The organism is Streptomyces sp. NPDC020965 (assembly GCF_044333555.1).
Lineage (GTDB): Bacteria > Actinomycetota > Actinomycetes > Streptomycetales > Streptomycetaceae > Streptomyces.
Genome location: NZ_JBIRRE010000002.1, coordinates 72538 through 89072, shown reverse-complemented (window position 1 = coordinate 89072; position 16535 = coordinate 72538). Strand labels below are relative to the sequence as shown.

Here is a 16535-nt window from a genome sequence, read left to right as displayed (position 1 = left end):
CCCGGTCACCCCCGGCGCGTCAGCCGGAAGAGCCTGATCCGGCGTGGAATCCTCGACTGGTACGTCGCGTACGGGGGCCAGAACAGCAGCGCATCCGCCCAGGCGCGCTCCCGTTCCGCGCCCTCCAGCAGCCGGGCCCGTACGGGGATGGACTCGCCCTTCCAGTGCACCTCCGCCTCCGGGTGCTTCAGCAGGTTCGCCGTCCACGCCGGATGGCTGTCCCGGCCGAAGTTGGAGCCGATCAGGATCCAGTCCCCCGACTCCTCCGGCATGCACGCCAGGGGGGTGACTCTCGGCAGGCCGGATCTGGCGCCCCGCGCCGTGAGGACGAGCCCCGGCAGCATCTGGGCGCTGAGCAGCACCTTCCCCTTGGTGAGGCGGTGGACCGCGCGGTCCATCGCCGGGATGACATGGGGTGCGAGCTTCGCGAAGAGGCGTGTGGCGGAGACCTTCCGGATCAGTCGTACGCCCAGGGCCGGTCGAACCGCCGTCGCCATCAGACCGCCGCCGAAGCCGGCGCGAGGGCGGGGGCGGCGGCCTGCTCGGTATCCGGGCCGTGCGCGTCGAACAGGCCCGCCACCTCCGCCGCCCGGCCCCGCAGCCGGTGCACCGGGCCGAAGAGCAGCTCGTCCGACGCCGCCCGTTTGAAGTAGAGGTGCGCCTCGTGCTCCCAGGTGAAGCCGATGCCCCCGTGCAACTGCACCGCCTCCGCAGTCACCGCCCGCGCGGCCTCCAGGCACTGCGCCAGCGCGAGGCCGGATTCGCCCGGGTCCCCGGCCGCGTAGTACGCCGCCGAGCGGGCCGCCTGGACCCGTACATACAGATCGGCCAGCCGGTGCTTGACCGCCTGGAACGAGCCGATCGCGCGGCCGAACTGCTCGCGTTCGCGCACATACGCGACCGTCCGGTCCAGCGCACCGGACGCCGTGCCCACCGCCTCCGCCGCCACCAGCGCCGCCACGCCCGCGCCGACGGCGGCCAGCGCCCCCGGCACGCCCACCACACTTCCGTCCTCGTCGCCGAGCAGTTCCGCCGCGCAGTCCCGCAGTTCGACGCGGGCCTGCGCCCGGGTCTCGTCCATGGCCGTCAGCCGGGTGCGGGAGAGGCCCGCCGCCCCCGCCCGTACCAGGAACAACAGCGTCCGGCTGCGCGGAAACCCCCCGGTGTGGGCGGCGACGACCAGCAGCCCCGCGCTGTGCCCGCCGAGCACCTGGCCGGCCTCCCCGTAGAGCAGCCAGCCGCCGTCGGGCGCCCGGCGGGCCTGGACCCCACCGGCCCGGCCACCGCCCGCCCACTCCCCCGGCTCATTGGCGTCGATCAGCGCGAGCGCGGTCGTGAGGGTCCCGCCAGGGACGGTGAAAGCACAGGTCAGCGAGGCGTCCGCGATACGTGGGAGCAGTTCGCCGCGCTGCTCCGGCGTGCCCAGCGCGGCGATCAGCGGCGCGGCGATGCCCGAGGTGGCCAGCAGGGGTGACGGCAGCAGCGCCCGCCCGGTCTCCTCGCAGGCGAGGGCGAGTTCGGGGAGGCCACAGCCCACGCCCCCGTACGACTCCGGCAGTGCGAGGCCCGGCAGGCCGAGTTGTCCGGCGAGCCGGGTCCACAGGCCGGGGTCGTACCCCTCGGCGGTGCGGACGGCCGCCTTGACGTCGTCCGGACCGGAATGCCGGGCCAGTAGCGCGCGCAGCGTGCGCCGGATCTCGTCCTGTTCCTCAGTGGGACCGGTGAAGGCCATGGGAGCCCCTCCCTTTCTGACGGGGCGTCATGTTAGGTCCGGGCGGCGGAGATGCCCAGAGGCGCGCGGCGGGGTCCGGGCGGTGAATCCCCGCCGCCGCCCGGACCCGTACGACGTCCCGGACCCCTGCGGCACCCCGGATCCATGCGACGTCCCGGACCCATGCGACGTCCCGGACCCGTACGACGCTCAGCTCATCTGATGTACCGTCAGATTCATGCCCAGCATCCCGCGAACTCCGCGCAAGGTCGCCATCGTCGGCATATCCCTCTCCGACTGCGGGCGCGTCGACGGGCCCACCCCCTACGCCCTACACGCCCAGGCCGCGCGCCGCGCCCTCGCCGATTCGGGCCTCGACCGATCGGTGATCGACGGCTTCGCCTCAGCCGGACTCGGCGCCCTGGCCCCCGTCGACGTGGCCGAGTACCTCGGCCTCACACCCCGCTGGGTGGACTCCACCGCCGTCGGCGGCGCCACCTGGGAGGTCATGGCCGCCCACGCGGCCGACGCCATCGCGGCGGGTCACGCCGGTGCCGTACTCCTCGTCTACGGTTCCACCGCCCGCGCCGACATCAAGGCCGGGCGCCGCACCGCCAATCTCTCCTTCGGCAGCCGGGGTCCGTCGCAGTTCGAGGTCCCGTACGGGCACACGCTGATCGCCAAGTACGCGATGGCCGCCCGGCGCCACATGCACGAGTACGGGACGACGCTGGAACAGCTCGCGTCGGTCGCCGTCCAGGCACGGGCACACGCCGCCGCCAACCCCGACGCGATGTTCCGCGAACCGATCACCGTGGACGACGTCCTGGCCGGGCCGATGATCGCGGACCCCTTCACCAAACTGCACTGCTGCATCCGCAGTGACGGCGGCTGCGCGGTGCTGCTGGCGGCGGAGGAGTACGTACCGGACACCGTGAAGGACCCGGTGTGGATACTCGGCACCGGTGAGTACGCCTCGCACACCACCATGTCGGAGTGGGCCGACTTCACCGTCTCGCCGGCCGCCGTCTCGGGGCGGCTCGCCTTCGAGCGCGCGGGCGTCACGCCCGCGGAGATCGATATCGCCGAGATCTACGACGCCTTCACCTATATGACGCTGGTGACCCTGGAGGACCTCGGGTTCTGCGCCAAGGGCGAGGGCGGGGCGTTCGTCGGGAAGGGGCGGATCGGGCCGGGCGGCGAACTGCCCGTGAATACCGACGGCGGGGGGCTCTCGGCCTGTCATCCGGGGATGCGCGGGCTGTTTCTGCTGGTGGAGGCGGTACGGCAGCTACGCGGCGAGGCGGGCGGCCACCAGGTGCGCCGGGCGGACGGCACCCTGCCCCGGCTGGCCGTGGCCTCCGGCACGGGCGGCTGGTTCTGCTCATCGGGCACGGTGGTGCTGGGGCGGGAGTGAACCGGGCGGCCATGACCGTACGCCCTCGGGGCCGGTCGAACCCCGCCGCATGGAGCGGCCCCCGGGACCGGGCAACCCCCACCGTGCCAAGCCGCCCCCCAGGGTCGGTCGAACCCCGCCGCGTGAAGCCGCCCTCGGGACCGGTCAGCCCCACCGTGCCAAGCCGCCCCAGGACCGGTCAGCCCTGACCGTCCGGCGGCAGCAAGCGTTCCACCAGCGCGGTGATCAGCTCCGCCGCCTCATCCGGCGGGAACACGTCCGGCAGCGTCAGCCGCTCCACCACCAGCCAGTTCGCGGCAAGATAGATCATCCTGACGGCGTCGGCGTCCCCCGGCAGGCCCGAAGCCAGATGCCCGGAGACATTGGCCGCCACGTCCTCGCTCACGCGCTCGGTGAGCAGCGCGCGCAGGGCGGGGCGGCGGGTCGCCTCCAGACGGAGTTCGAGGAGGGCGAGGTACCCCGTACGGAACGAGGTGACCCGCACCAGTACGTCCCGCACCAGTTCGGCCACTCGCTCCCGGGTGGCCGGGCCGCCGCTGATGGCCTCCATCGTGGCGTCGTCCGGGCGCAGCCGCTCATAGATCCGGCGCCCGGCCTGGTTGAGCAGGTCGTCGCGGTTGGCGAAGTAGTTCGACGCGGTGCCCTTGGGTACGTCCGCCTCGGTGTCGACCGCCCGGAAGGTCAGGCCGCGCGCGCCGTCCCGGGCCAGCACCTCGATAGCCGCGTCCACGAGCGCCGCGCGCCGGGCCAGGTTCTGCCGCATGGATAGTGGTCCCCTCTGGATGCGCTCGGATCCCGAGAGGTCCCGAGAGGCCCCGAGAAGTCCCGCGAAGGCCCCAAGAGGCACCGAGGCAGCTCGTGATCCGACTCCCGGTCCGACTCCGGTCCGGCTCCGGTCCGGCTCCCGATGACACCGGGCGTTGACCACTATAGGTGGAGCACTACACCGGGAGTGGTTTTCATCGGAGGGACAGAGCCGGCGCAGGAGGCGCCATCGTCCGGAGGGGGAAGACTGGCCGGATGGACACCGAGCCGCCGCCGCGCGATCACACCGCACAGGACGCCTTCCGGGCACTGCTGCACACCCAGCGGGTCTGGGACACCGACCTCCCCGCCTTCGACCCGGCCGATGCCCCCGGCACCCCGCTCCCCCTCTTCCACCGCTGGTTCGCCGACGCCGTCGCGGCCGGTCAGCCCGAGCCGCACACCATGAGCCTGGCCACCGTTGACGGTGCGGGCCGTCCCGATGTCCGGACGCTGATGCTGCATGACGCCGACGAACGCGGCTGGCACTTCGCCTCCCACACCACCAGCGCGAAGGGCCGCCAGCTCGCCGCCAACCCGGAGGCGGCCCTCGGCTTCTACTGGCCCACGCGGGGCCGCCAGATCCGGGTACGGGGCGGTGTCGTCATGGGCGGCCCGGCCGAGAGCCGGGCGGATCTCCGGGCCCGTTCGACGGGGGCACTGGCCGCCGCGCTCACCGGCCGTCAGAGCGAGGTCCTGGGCTCGCGGGAGGAACTGGCCGCGGCCTCGCGGGACGCCTGGGAACGCGCCGAGGCGGAGCCCGGAGCGCCCGTGCCGACCTGGACGCGCTATGTGGTCGAACCCCGGGAGGTGGAGTTCTTCCAGGGGGACGCGCGCCGACAGCACGTGCGGCTGCGCTACCGACGTACGGAGGACGGCAGTACGGAGGACGGCGGCTGGGTGCGCGAGCTGCTCTGGCCCTGACCGCTCGCCCCATCCGCCGCCGTCGTGACAACAGGCTTGCCCCGCCCCCGGGTCCGCGAACAGGGCCATAGAAGGCCCGAGCGAGTACCTGGCGCGCACTCTCCGTTATCGGGCGATTCTGAAGACCGGTACCGCGATCCGCCCGTCCATCCGGAAGGTCACCTCCACGGCCATGCCGACGGCCAGCTCCCCCTCCGCGCACTCCACGATCTCGGTCATCATGCGGGGCCCCTCGGCCAGATCGACGACGGCGGCCACATACGGCACCCGGGCGCCGAACGGCGGTAGGTCGTTGCGGTGCACGACGGACCAGGTGTAGAGGGTGGCCCGGCCGCTGGTCGGCTCCCAGTCGACGTCGTCGCTCCAGCAGTGCGGGCAGAACTCGCGCGGATAGTGGTGGACCCTCGCACAGGCGCGGCAGCGGCGGATCAGCAGCCGCCCATCGGCGGCGGCGTCCCAGTAGGGCCGGGTGAACGCGTCGATGTCCGGGGTGGCCGCGGTGACCTCGGGCACCGCAGTCACCCCGGCAGTGACCTCGGGCACCGCAGTCACCCCCGCGGTGACCTCGGGCACCGCCCCCGGACCATCCCCCTGCGCCGTCGTCATCAGAAGAGCCCCAGCGCGCTGTCCAGGGACCAGCTCTGCCACGCCATGGCCCCCAGGGCGACGAACGAGATGAGCGCCATCATCGCGTTCTGCCCCTGCTCCGCCCAGTCGTGGATCATCAGCACCAGATAGAGCAGATTGAGGATCAGCCCGCCGATCAGGGCGATGGGGGTCAGGAATCCGAAGACCAGCCCCAGCCCGATGGCGAGTTCGGCGTAGACGACCACGTACGCCATGACCTTGGGGCGCGGCTGGACGACGCGCGCGAATCCGGTCCGTACCACCGCCCAGCGGTGCTTCCCCGCGACATCGGCCGCCCAGGCGATGCCCGTACCGCGTTCGAACCAGCCCTTCTTGTCCTTGTGCCGCCAGCTCTCCAGCCACCAGAGACCGAGCCCGACACGGAGGACGGCGAGCCACTCGGCGCCGGTGAGCCAGACGGTGTCCACCCGGACGACCTCCCACTTCCTGTCGGCGGGGGACCCGACCCAATGCGGCCATTCGACGGGACCCCGGCCAGTGTTTCTGACGGTACGTCAGTTCAGCGGATGCGACGCCCACCGCGCAAGAGGTGTGCACACCTGATCAGCGAACCGACCTTGATCGGACACTGATTGGGCAGTAGCGGCCGAAAGATGAGTAAGCGTGATCAGTTCGGTACCGATTCCCGTCTTGACCGAGACCCATCAACCTGACGCGCGCGTACGCTCACGCCACATGAAGACGGACGACAGGCCGGTCTACGTCATCGGCGCGGGCCCCGGCGGCCTCGCCACCGCCGCCGAACTGCGGAGGCGGGGCGTACGGGTCGTGGTGCTGGAGAAGTCCGACGCCGTCGGCGCCTCCTGGCGCGGCCACTACGACCGGCTCCACCTGCACACCACTCGACGGCTCTCCGGACTTCCGGGCCTCGGGCTGCCGAGGTCGTTCGGCCGGTGGGTGTCCCGGGACAACGTGATCCGCTACCTGGAGAAGTACGCGGCCGTCCATCGGTTGGAGATCGTGACGGGCGTCGAGGTCACCCGGATCGAGGCGGTGGACGGGGGCTGGCTGCTGCACGCCAGCGGCGGCCGCCGGCTGACCGGACGCGCGGTGGTCGTCGCGACCGGCTACAACCACACCCCGCGCCTGCCGGAGTGGCCCGGCAGGGACACCTACACCGGCGAGCTGCTGCACGCGGCGGAGTACCGCGCACCGGCCCCGTACGGCGGGAAGGACGTATTGGTCGTCGGCGTCGGCAATACGGGCGCGGAGATCGCCGTCGACCTGGTGGCGGGCGGCGCGGCGCGGGTCCGGCTCGCGGTCCGCACCCCGCCGCACATCGTCCGCCGCTCCACCCTGGGGTGGCCGGCCCAGCGCACCGGCATCCTGGTGCGGCGACTGCCCGCACCCCTGGTGGACCGGGCGGCCGGCCTGCTGTCCCGGATCTCCGTACCGGACCTCTCCGCGCACGGCCTGCCGCGCCCGCCGAAGGGCCTGTACACCCGGGCGCGGGAAGGTGCGATCCCGGTGCAGGACGTGGGCCTGATCAAGGCCGTACGGAGGGGAGAGGTGGAGCCGGTCGCCGCACTGGAGGCGTTCGAGAAGGAGGAGGCGGTCCTCGCGGACGGCACCCGGATCGCCCCGGACGCGGTGATCGTGGCGACGGGGTACCGGCGCGCACTGGAGGGGCTGGTGGGCCATCTGGGAGTGCTTGACCCCCGGGGCACGCCGCTGGCGCACGGGGGCCGTACGGCGCCGGGCGCGCCGGGCCTGTACTTCACCGGGTTCACCAATCCGATCAGCGGGATGCTGCGGGAGCTGGCGAGGGACGCCCACAGGATCGCGAAGGCGCTGGCGAGGGCCGAAGCGAAGCGCTGACGGTGAGAGCGGCGACGGCGGGCGGCGGCGAGCGGCGGAAGGCCGGCCGGGAGCCAGCAGCAGGGCAGCGGCAGGCAGCAGGACGACAGAAAGGAGGGGGCCGAGGGGGGGCCGCATCTGGACCGGAGTGCGGCGCCGATGACGACCTTGGCGCACCCTCCACACCCTTTCCACGCACTACTCCTTCCTGACATCACGTCAGATATGTAATCTGACTGTGCGTCAGCTAAGAACTCGGTAAACGAGCAGGAGCGGGGCTCAGCGATGCTTGGATCCACTCACGGCACCCTCACCTCGGACCTCCACACGCGCGTCGTCGCCTGTGGGGAGCACCCCCGCGACGCCGTCCACGACACCGCGTCCGTCACCGCGACCGACGGGGACAGAGACGTCAGCGGGCGGCCCCTGTACGCCCCCGTGCCCGATCTGGACCGGTTCTTCCGGCCGCGCTCCGTAGCCGTCGTCGGAGCCTCCGACGGCGAGGGCCGGCCCAACACCGGCATCACCCGGCAGCTCATCGACTGGGCCGAACGCGTCGGGGCACGCGTCCACCCCGTCCACCCCACCCGTGAAGAGGTCTTCGGGCTGCGCTGCGTGCCCGACGTGGGACAGCTTCCCGAAGAGGTCGATCTCGCCGTACTGCTGGTCGGCGACCCCCTGCCGCTCATCGACCAACTCGCCGATGCCAAGATCCGCTTCGCCGTCGCCTTCGCCTCCGGATACGCCGAGACGGGCGCGGCGGGCGCCGTCGCGCAGCAGCGCCTCGCCGCCGCCGTCGCCCGCGCAGGGGTGCGGCTGCTCGGGCCCAACACCAACCTCAACGCCTTCGAACGGTTCCGCGACGACCTCGAAGGGCCCGCCATCGCCCTGATCACCCAGTCCGGCCACCAGGGGCGGCCCGTCTTCACCCTCCAGGAGCTGGGGATACGGCTCTCCCACTGGGCCCCCACCGGCAACGAGGCCGATCTGGAGACCGCCGACTTCATCTCGTACTTCGCCGAGCGGCCCGAGGTCGGCGCCATCGCCTGCTACGTCGAAGGGCTCAAGGACGGCCGGTCCTTCCTCCTGGCCGCCGACCGCGCGGCCCGGCGCGGGGTGCCGGTCGTCGCCGTCAAGGTGGGGCGCACCGAGACCGGGGCGCGGATGGCCGCCTCCCACACCGGGAAGCTGACCGGCGCCGACCAGGTGGTGGACGCGGCGATGCGGCAGTACGGAGTGATCCGGGTGGACGGTCTGGACGAGTTGCAGGACACCTCCACTCTGCTCGCGCGGGCCCGTAAACCTCTCGCGGACGGTGTCGTCGTCTACTCCATCTCGGGCGGTACCGGCGCCCACTTCGCCGATCTCGCCGCCTCGGCCGGGCTGCCGATGCCCCGGCTCTCCGAGGCGAAACAGGCCGAGCTGCACCAGTGGATACCCGACTATCTGAGCGTCGCGAACCCCGTCGACAACGGCGGCCACCCGGTCGGCGACTGGCGCGGCCGCAAACTCATCGACGCGATCCTCGCCGACCCCGGGGTCGGGGTGCTGATCTGTCCGATCACCGGCCCGTTCCCGCCGATGAGCGACAGGCTCGCCCAGGACCTGGTGGACGCGGCCGAGGCCACCGACAAGCTGATCTGTGTGGTGTGGGGATCGCCGGTCGGCACGGAGCCGGCGTACCGGGAGACCCTGCTCGGCTCCTCCCGGGTCGCCACCTTCCGCACCTTCGCCAACTGTGTCTCCGCCGTCCGGTCCTACCTCGACCACCACCACTTCACCAGCGGCTACCGCTCCCCGTTCGACGAGGCCCCGCGCACCCCGTCGCCGTCCTTCCGGAAGGCGCGGGCCCTGATGCGCCCCGGGAAGCAGCTCAGCGAGCACGCGGCCAAGCAACTACTGCGCGCGTACGGCATCCGGGTGCCCCGCGAACAACTGGTGACCAGCGCGGCGGCGGCCGTCCGCGCGGCGGGTCTGGTGGGCTACCCCGTGGTGATGAAGGCGTCCGGCGCCCGGATCGCCCACAAGACCGAACTCGGCCTGGTCAAGGTCGGCCTCACCTCCGCCAGCCAGGTACGGGACGCCTACCGCGAACTCACCGACATCGCCCGCGCCGAGGACATCGAACTGGACGGCGTACTGGTCTGCCAGATGGTCGAGCGGGGCGTGGAGATGGTCGTCGGCGTCACCCAGGACGCCCTCTTCGGCCCCACCGTGACCGTCGGCCTCGGCGGGGTGCTGGTGGAGGTGCTCCAGGACGTGGCCGTACGGGTTCCTCCGTTCGGCGAGGGGCAGGCCCGCGCGATGCTCGGCGAGCTGCGCGGCAGTGCCCTGCTGGACGGTGTGCGCGGCGGACCGCCGATGGATGTGGACGCGCTCGTCGAGGTGGTCCTACGGGTCCAGCGGATGGCGCTGGAGCTGGGCGACGAACTCTCCGAACTCGACATCAACCCGCTGATGGTGCTGCCACGCGGGCAGGGCGCGGTGGCACTGGACGCGCTGGCGGTGTGCCGGTGAGCGCCGAGAACGAAGTACGGCACCGCACCGTGGACACCGTGGACGATGAGGTGCCGCACCGCACCGTGGACACCGTGAACACCGAGGACGAGGTGCTGCACCGCACTGTGAACGGCGTCTCGTGGATCACCCTCAACCGGCCCGGGGCGATGAACGCCGTCACCTGGGAGCAGCGGGAGCGGATCATCGCCCTGCTCGCCGACGCCTCGGCGGACCCGGAGGTCCGCGCCGTGGTCGTCACCGCCACCGGTAAGGGCTTCTGCGCCGGCGCGGACCTGCGCGCCCGCGCGGGAGCACCGCCCCCCGGGGAGCGGATCGCGGGCGATGTGGCCCGGACCATCCGCCGCGGGGCACAGCGGCTGATCGCGGCCGTGCTCGACTGCGAGAAGCCGGTGGTCGCGGCGGTGAACGGCACGGCGGCCGGGATCGGCGCGCACCTCGCCCTCGCCTGCGATCTGGTGCTCGCCGCCGACACGGCGAAGTTCATCGAGGTCTTCGCCCGCCGTGGGCTCGTCCCGGACGGCGGCGGCGCCTATCTGCTCCCCCGCCTGATCGGCCCGCACCGCGCCAAGGAGCTGATGTTCTTCGGCGACGCCGTCCCGGCCGCCGACGCCGAACGCCTGGGCCTGGTCAACCGTGTCGTCCCGGCCGCCGACCTCCCCGAAACGGCCCGCGCCTGGGCCGAACGCCTCGCCCAGGGCCCCACCCGCGCGCTGACGCTCACCAAACAGCTCGTGAACGCGTCCCTGGAGTCGGACCGGACCACGGCCTTCGCGGCGGAGGCGGCGGCACAGGAGATCAATATGACGACCCGGGACGCCAATGAAGGGGTCGCGAGCTTCCTGGAGCGACGCGCCCCCCAGTACGAAGGTCGCTGAACGAAGGTCGCTAAGCCAAGGCCGCTGAGCCAAGGTCACTGAACGACGGCCGTTGAACGAGGGTCGTTGAACGAGGGCCGTCGGCCGCGCCCGCTCGGATCACCCGGTCCGACCCGACACCGTCCCCCCAGCGGGCCCGGACCGGCACCGGCCCGCGGCGGCCCACACCCGGCGCCGTCTCGCGGCGGCCCCCGGGGCGCCCCGCCATGACCCCGGTCACCCCGTCACCGTGACCCCGATCACCCCCGCCCGGCCAGGGAAAAGCTGGGCGAGATCCGGGTCCCGGGCCCCTTAGGATGGCCGTCGTGACCGACAACACTCCACAGAGCCCCGACCACGGGCCGACGCGCAATCCTGAGCTGCCGACCCAGTACGCGCCGGCCGACGTAGAGGGACCCCTGTACGAGCGTTGGGTAGAGCGCGGGTACTTCGACGCGGACGCGAAGAGCGAGAAGCCCCCGTACACCATCGTCATCCCGCCGCCGAACGTCACCGGCTCGCTCCACCTGGGCCATGCCTTCGAGCACACCCTGATCGACGCCCTCACCCGCCGTAAGCGGATGCAGGGGTACGAGACGCTGTGGCAGCCCGGCATGGACCACGCCGGTATCGCCACCCAGAACGTCGTCGAGCGCGAGCTGGCCAAGGAGGGGAAGTCCCGGCACGACCTCGGCCGTGAGGCTTTCGTCGAGCGCGTCTGGCAGTGGAAGGCCGAGTCCGGGGGCCAGATCGCCGGCCAGATGCGGCGCCTCGGTGAGGGCGTCGCCTGGAACCGTGACCGCTTCACCATGGACGAGGGGCTCTCCCGGGCCGTCCAGACCGTCTTCAAGAAGATGTTCGACGACGGGCTGATCTACCGGGCCGAGCGGATCATCAACTGGTGTCCGCGCTGTCTGACCGCGATCTCCGACATCGAGGTCGACTACCAGGACGACGACGGCGAGCTGGTCTCGATCAAGTACGGGGACGGCGAGGACACCATCGTCGTCGCGACGACCCGCGCGGAGACTATGCTCGGTGACACCGGCGTCGCCGTCCACCCCGACGACCCGCGGTACGCCCGGCTGATCGGCAAGCGGATCAAGCTGCCGCTGACCGACCGTACGATCCCGGTCGTCGCGGACACGCATGTCGACCCCGAGTTCGGTACGGGCGCGGTCAAGGTGACCCCGGCCCACGACCCGAACGACTTCGCCATCGGCCAGCGCCACGGACTCGAATCGGTCGAGGTCCTGGACGAGCGCGGTGTGATCACGGTGCACGGCCCCTTCGAGGGGCTGGACCGCTTCGAGGCGCGCTCCGCCATCGTCGGCGCGCTGCGGGCCGACGGGCGGATCGTCGCCGAGAAGCGCCCGTACGTCCACTCCGTCGGCCACTGCTCCCGCTGCCGGACGACGCTCGAACCGCGGCTCTCCCTCCAGTGGTGGGTCAAGGTGGAGACCCTCGCCAAGGCGGCCGGTGACGCGGTCCGCGACGGGCGGGTCAACATCCACCCGGCCGATATGTCCCAGCGGTACTTCGACTGGGTCGACAACATGCACGACTGGACCATCTCGCGCCAGCTCTGGTGGGGCCACCGCATCCCCGTCTGGCACGGCCCGAACGGCGAGACCGTCTGTGTCGGACCCGATGAGCAGCCGCCGTCCGGCGAGGGCTGGTTCCAGGACCCCGACGTCCTGGACACCTGGTTCTCCTCCGGCCTCTGGCCCTTCTCCACCCTCGGCTGGCCCGAGCGGACGGCGGAGCTGGACAAGTTCTATCCGAACTCGGTCCTGGTCACCGGCTACGACCTGATGTTCTTCTGGGTCGCCCGGATGATGATGTTCGGCCTCTACACGATGGACGGCCAGCCGCCGTTCCGCACCATCGCCTTCCACGGCATGGTCCGCGACGAGTTCGGCAAGAAGATGTCGAAGTCCTCCGGCAACACGGTGAACCCGCTGGACTGGATGGACAAGTACGGTTCGGACGCGGTCCGCTTCACCCTCGCCAAGGGCGCCAACCCCGGCACGGACGTGCCGGTCGGCGAGGACTGGGTCCAGGCGTCCCGCAACTTCGCCAACAAGATCTGGAACGCCACCCGCTTCGCCCTGATGAACGGCGCCACCGTCGACGGCGAACTGCCGCCCGTCGAGCAGTTGAGCGCCACCGACCGGTGGATCCTGTCCCGGCTGAACAAGACCGTGGCCGAGACCGACGCGTACTACGACGACTACCAGTTCGCCAAGCTCTCCGACGGCCTCTACCACTTCGCGTGGGACGAGATCTTCGACTGGTACGTCGAACTCTCCAAGACGACGTTCTTCGCCGGCGGCGAGCAGGCGAAGGTCTCCGGCCGGGTCCTCGGTGAGGTCCTCGACGTCACCCTGCGCCTCCTCCACCCCATCGTCCCGTTCGTCACGGACACCCTCTGGACCACTCTCACCGGCCGCGAGTCCGTCGTCGTCGCCGAGTGGCCGAAGGCCGTGTCCGTCCCCGGGGCCGAGACCCCCGGCGGCTTCCACGACGAGGCCGCCGAGCGGGAGATCGAGCTGGTCCAGCGGGTCGTCACCGAAGTCCGCCGATTCCGCTCCGACCAGGGGCTCCAGCCCGGCCAGAAGGTCCCGGCCCGGCTGGACCTGACCGGTACCGCGCTCGCCGCGCACGAGACCGCCATCCGCCAGTTGCTGCGGCTCCAGCCGGAGGGCGACGGCTTCCACGCCACCGCCACTCTCCCGGTCGCCGGCGCGACCGTCGCCCTCGACCTCTCGGGCACCATCGACGTCGTGGCCGAGCGCAAGCGGCTCGCCAAGGACCTGGAGGCGGCCCAGAAGGAGCGCCGTCAGGCCGAGGCGAAGCTGGGCAACGATGCCTTCCTCGCGAAGGCCCCGGACAATGTGGTCGACAAGATCCGTCTCCGCCTCACCAAGGCCGACGAGGACATCGCCCGCCTCACCACCCAGCTCGACAACCTGCCGGCCGCCTGAGGTCGTACCTCTCGGTGTTCAGCACGAAGCCCCGCTGAGGCGCAGCGACTCGCCTCAGCGGGGCTTCGTTCCTGTCCCGTCCTGTCCGGGCAGGGGCTCAGGTCCTGCCCGGACAGGAGTTCAACAGATCAGCGGGTGCACCTGATCGCGGCGTTGCCGTCCCACCAGCCGGGTCCGGACTGGCGGGAGTAGGCGTAGAGCAGTACGCACTGCTCATTGAGGAATCCGCTGATCAGCGCGTGCCGCCGGGCCATGTTCTCGGCTTCCCGCTTCGCCTTGCCGGAACTCTGCTCGTACGACCAGCCTGTGAACGACACCGACTCCTTGGCACCGGCGCCGGTGTTGGCGGGCGCGACGGTCGACGCGCCGGTGCCGGTGTCGGCGTGCGCGACGGCCGGCGCGAGCATGGCCAGGCCCGCGATGGCGACGGCAACGCCACCACGTGTGAGTATCGAGGTCATATCGGTATTCCCTTCTTGGCGGAGATCGGTGTGCTTCAGCGCTGACAGAACAGGTCGGCGACCGCGGTGAACACGCCACCGCCGACCGACCTGACGTCGGTCGCCCGGACATGGCACTGGTTCGCCTGCCAGCCGGCCGACTGGGCGATCGTGTAGGCCATCCGGACCGCGCCGTTCACCGCCTGGGACGGCGAAGTCCCCATCCCTGTGCCGGTGAACGTCCGTACCTCGGGCGGGGCGGTCGTCTGCTGGGCGGATGGGGCCCCGGCCGGTGCCGCCTGGGCGGACGCGGCGCCTCCGACGAGGCACGCCGAGGCGGCCAGGGCCACCGCGATGGAGCGCAGACATAACGTTGACGAACGGGCCACAGAGACTCCTCGATATCGCTTCGCTGGTCGACTCGCTGGTCGACTCGTTGGTCGACTCGTTGGTCGATTCGCTGCTCACTGAAACGATCAACAGCCTCAGCAGCGCGGCGAATTGGGTCAAGCGCTGCGGGCCCTGGTGGAACGGGGGAACCATTCCACCCCCACTGACGTGGGAACACGCGACAGGGGTGGAACGCCGCCCCGAAGCTCTGGGGGGGTGCTGAATCGATTGAGCGCGTCAGAGTCGGAAAAGGAGAGCGGGGCGGAGTCGGGGACCGAGGCGTTCGCGCGTCGGCTGCGGGGGATACGGGCGGCGTCGGGGCGCAGCTATGGGGCGCTGGCGCGCCGGATGGGGGTCAGCGCCTCCACGCTGCACCGCTACTGCGCCGGTCACACCGTGCCGCTGGAGTTCGCCCCGGTCGAACGGCTGGCGCGGCTGTGTGGCTGCGAGCGGGACGAGCTGGTCTCGCTGCACCACCTCTGGAAGCTGGCGGACGACGAGCGCCGCGGACGTCAGGAGGCCGCGGCTGCCAGGACCGCCCCGGGAGCCGGCGACCAGGTGGCACCCCCCGAATCCCCTGAACCACCTGAAGCCCTCGAAGCACCTGAAGCACCTGAAGCACCTGAAGCACCTGAAGCACCTGAAGCCTCCACACCACCCGCAGCACCCGCAGCACCCGCAGTCACCGAAGCAGCCCCGGAGACCGGCGAGCCCACCCAGCCCGCACAGCCCGCACAACCGACCCAGTCCGCCCAGCCCACTCACCTCGCCCCGATGCAGGCTCCCCCTGAGACGGCCACCGTCCTGGGAGGGTGGAGCACCGGCGCGGCATCGCTCGATGCGCCCGGATCCGATGTGCCGCCGCAGGTGCCACGGCGCCGCCGAACCGCCCACGCCACCGGGCTGGCCGCCGTCGCGACCACCCTCACCCTCCTCGTCCTGCTGGCGTTCGACCGGTCGCCGTTCCTCTCGGCGGGCTCGGACGGTCCGGACCGGCGAGACGCGCCGGAGCCCGCCACCGGCTCGCGGTACACGGTCGCCGCCGTCCCCTCCCCGCTCACCTCATCCGCCCCGCCCTCCCTCTTCGTCGCGCCCTCCCCGTCCGTTTCGCCCCGGGCGACCGCATCCGGACCTCCGGACCGCCCCTCGGCCTCGGCGGGCCCGAACCGTACCGGCTCCCCCACCGCTCCATCGGGGCCCGCCATGAACCCGAAGTCCTCGGCCACCGCCCTGCCGTTCACCTGGAACGTCAACCAGCACATCTGGGCGGGCGGCTGTAGCCACTCCTATCTCGTCGACCGCCCACCGACCGCGGTCCCCCCGCCGCCCTCCGTGTCCGACGCCGAGCCCTGGGCCCGTTCCCTGGGGGCGGTGCACGGGGGCGACACCCTGGTCAGGGTGACCGTCCAAGGCCGTGGTGAGCAGGCGGTCGTGCTCCAGGCGCTCCGGGTCAGGGTGGTCGCCCAGCCTCCCCCGCAGCGCCAGAACGTCTACGGCATGGGTGTGAGCTGCGGAGGCCCGATGACTCCCCGGATGTTCGACGTCGACCTCGACGCCGACCGCCCGGCCGCCCGTTCCGTGCCCGGCAACGACGCCGGGGTGGAGATCCCCGCCGTCTCGTTCCCGTACCGGGTCTCGATCCGGGACCCGGAGATCCTGCTCGTCACCGGCCGCACGCTGAAGTGTGCCTGCGACTGGTATCTGGAGCTGGAGTGGAGCAGCGGCGACCGCTCCGGGACCGTACGGATCGATGACGGCGGACGGCCCTTCCGTACGAGCGGTGTCCAGGGCAGTCCCACCTATCAGTACGACACCGGTGCCCGCCGCTGGACCCCACTCCCGGAGGCACACCCAGACGGCCCAGACCATCCAACGAGCGCAGCCAGCCCCCGGGCAGCCAATTCCAGCCCGTCCGGCGCTTGAGGACACGCCCGCAGGGTGTGCCCGACAACCCAGCAAGCTCCGCAGGCAATTCCAGCCCGTCCGGCGTTTGAGGACACGCCCGCAGGGTGTGCGCGACAGCCCACGGCGGTCAGGAGAACC

General features: G+C 71.7%; 14 protein-coding genes. 7 read left to right on the top strand and 7 right to left on the bottom strand.

Going from position 1 to position 16535, the window contains the following annotated elements:
* Positions 1-5: 5 nt before the first annotated feature.
* Both ACH4S7_RS07270 and ACH4S7_RS07265 read right to left on the bottom strand, forming a co-directional pair.
* On the bottom strand, positions 6-497 hold the full coding sequence (locus tag ACH4S7_RS07270; protein ID WP_398520135.1) for a nitroreductase family deazaflavin-dependent oxidoreductase: 492 nt from the start codon (positions 495-497) through the stop codon (positions 6-8).
* Positions 497-1732, bottom strand: a complete 1236-nt coding sequence (locus ACH4S7_RS07265) for an acyl-CoA dehydrogenase family protein (protein ID WP_398520134.1) — start codon at positions 1730-1732, stop codon at positions 497-499. Before ACH4S7_RS07265 ends, ACH4S7_RS07270 begins: the two co-directional genes overlap by 1 nt.
* A gap of 217 nt (positions 1733-1949) precedes the next feature.
* On the opposite strand from ACH4S7_RS07265, the gene ACH4S7_RS07260 reads away from it, so the two are divergent.
* Positions 1950-3128 carry a thiolase C-terminal domain-containing protein gene (locus ACH4S7_RS07260; protein WP_398520133.1) on the top strand — a complete coding sequence of 393 codons (1179 nt, stop codon included), beginning with the start codon at positions 1950-1952 and terminating at the stop codon, positions 3126-3128.
* A gap of 178 nt (positions 3129-3306) precedes the next feature.
* On the opposite strand, the gene ACH4S7_RS07255 is transcribed toward ACH4S7_RS07260, so the two are convergent.
* A complete protein-coding gene (locus tag ACH4S7_RS07255) occupies positions 3307-3891 on the bottom strand; it encodes a TetR/AcrR family transcriptional regulator (RefSeq protein WP_398520132.1) in 585 nt (194 codons plus the stop codon).
* Between the two features lie 257 nt (positions 3892-4148).
* On the opposite strand from ACH4S7_RS07255, the gene ACH4S7_RS07250 reads away from it, so the two are divergent.
* Complete coding sequence (locus ACH4S7_RS07250; RefSeq protein ID WP_398520131.1) at positions 4149-4856, top strand: pyridoxal 5'-phosphate synthase; 708 nt, start codon at positions 4149-4151, stop codon at positions 4854-4856.
* Positions 4857-4961: 105 nt separating this feature from the next.
* Here the strand turns inward: ACH4S7_RS07250 and ACH4S7_RS07245 are convergent, their stop codons facing one another.
* Positions 4962-5369, bottom strand: coding sequence for a Zn-ribbon domain-containing OB-fold protein (locus ACH4S7_RS07245; RefSeq protein ID WP_398520692.1), 408 nt, complete (start codon positions 5367-5369; stop codon positions 4962-4964).
* Between the two features lie 92 nt (positions 5370-5461).
* Positions 5462-5911, bottom strand: coding sequence for a DoxX family protein (locus tag ACH4S7_RS07240; RefSeq protein ID WP_398520130.1), 450 nt, complete (start codon positions 5909-5911; stop codon positions 5462-5464).
* A gap of 268 nt (positions 5912-6179) precedes the next feature.
* On the opposite strand from ACH4S7_RS07240, the gene ACH4S7_RS07235 reads away from it, so the two are divergent.
* The 4 genes from ACH4S7_RS07235 to ACH4S7_RS07220 all read left to right on the top strand — a co-directional run bounded on the left by ACH4S7_RS07235 (position 6180) and on the right by ACH4S7_RS07220 (position 13662).
* Positions 6180-7322, top strand: coding sequence for a flavin-containing monooxygenase (locus ACH4S7_RS07235; RefSeq protein ID WP_398520129.1), 1143 nt, complete (start codon positions 6180-6182; stop codon positions 7320-7322).
* A gap of 264 nt (positions 7323-7586) precedes the next feature.
* Entirely contained in the window at positions 7587-9818 is a 2232-nt protein-coding gene (locus ACH4S7_RS07230) for an acetate--CoA ligase family protein (protein ID WP_398520128.1), read from the top strand.
* Positions 9819-9967: 149 nt separating this feature from the next.
* Complete coding sequence (locus tag ACH4S7_RS07225; protein ID WP_398520691.1) at positions 9968-10696, top strand: enoyl-CoA hydratase/isomerase family protein; 729 nt, start codon at positions 9968-9970, stop codon at positions 10694-10696.
* Positions 10697-11001: 305 nt separating this feature from the next.
* A complete protein-coding gene (locus tag ACH4S7_RS07220) occupies positions 11002-13662 on the top strand; it encodes a valine--tRNA ligase (protein ID WP_398520127.1) in 2661 nt (886 codons plus the stop codon).
* Between the two features lie 128 nt (positions 13663-13790).
* Here ACH4S7_RS07220 and ACH4S7_RS07215 read toward each other — a convergent pair whose 3' ends face one another.
* The gene (locus ACH4S7_RS07215) at positions 13791-14123 is read right to left on the bottom strand and encodes a hypothetical protein (RefSeq protein ID WP_398520126.1); all 333 of its coding nucleotides are present in this window, start codon (positions 14121-14123) and stop codon (positions 13791-13793) included.
* A 35-nt stretch (positions 14124-14158) separates the two neighbouring features.
* Positions 14159-14491: a hypothetical protein gene (locus ACH4S7_RS07210; RefSeq protein WP_398520125.1), complete on the bottom strand. Its 333-nt coding sequence runs from the start codon at positions 14489-14491 to the stop codon at positions 14159-14161.
* A gap of 229 nt (positions 14492-14720) precedes the next feature.
* Between ACH4S7_RS07210 and ACH4S7_RS07205 the strand changes: the two genes are divergently transcribed.
* Positions 14721-16415 (top strand): helix-turn-helix domain-containing protein, encoded by a 1695-nt coding sequence (locus ACH4S7_RS07205; protein ID WP_398520124.1) that lies wholly within the window; start codon positions 14721-14723, stop codon positions 16413-16415.
* Positions 16416-16535 lie beyond the last annotated feature (120 nt).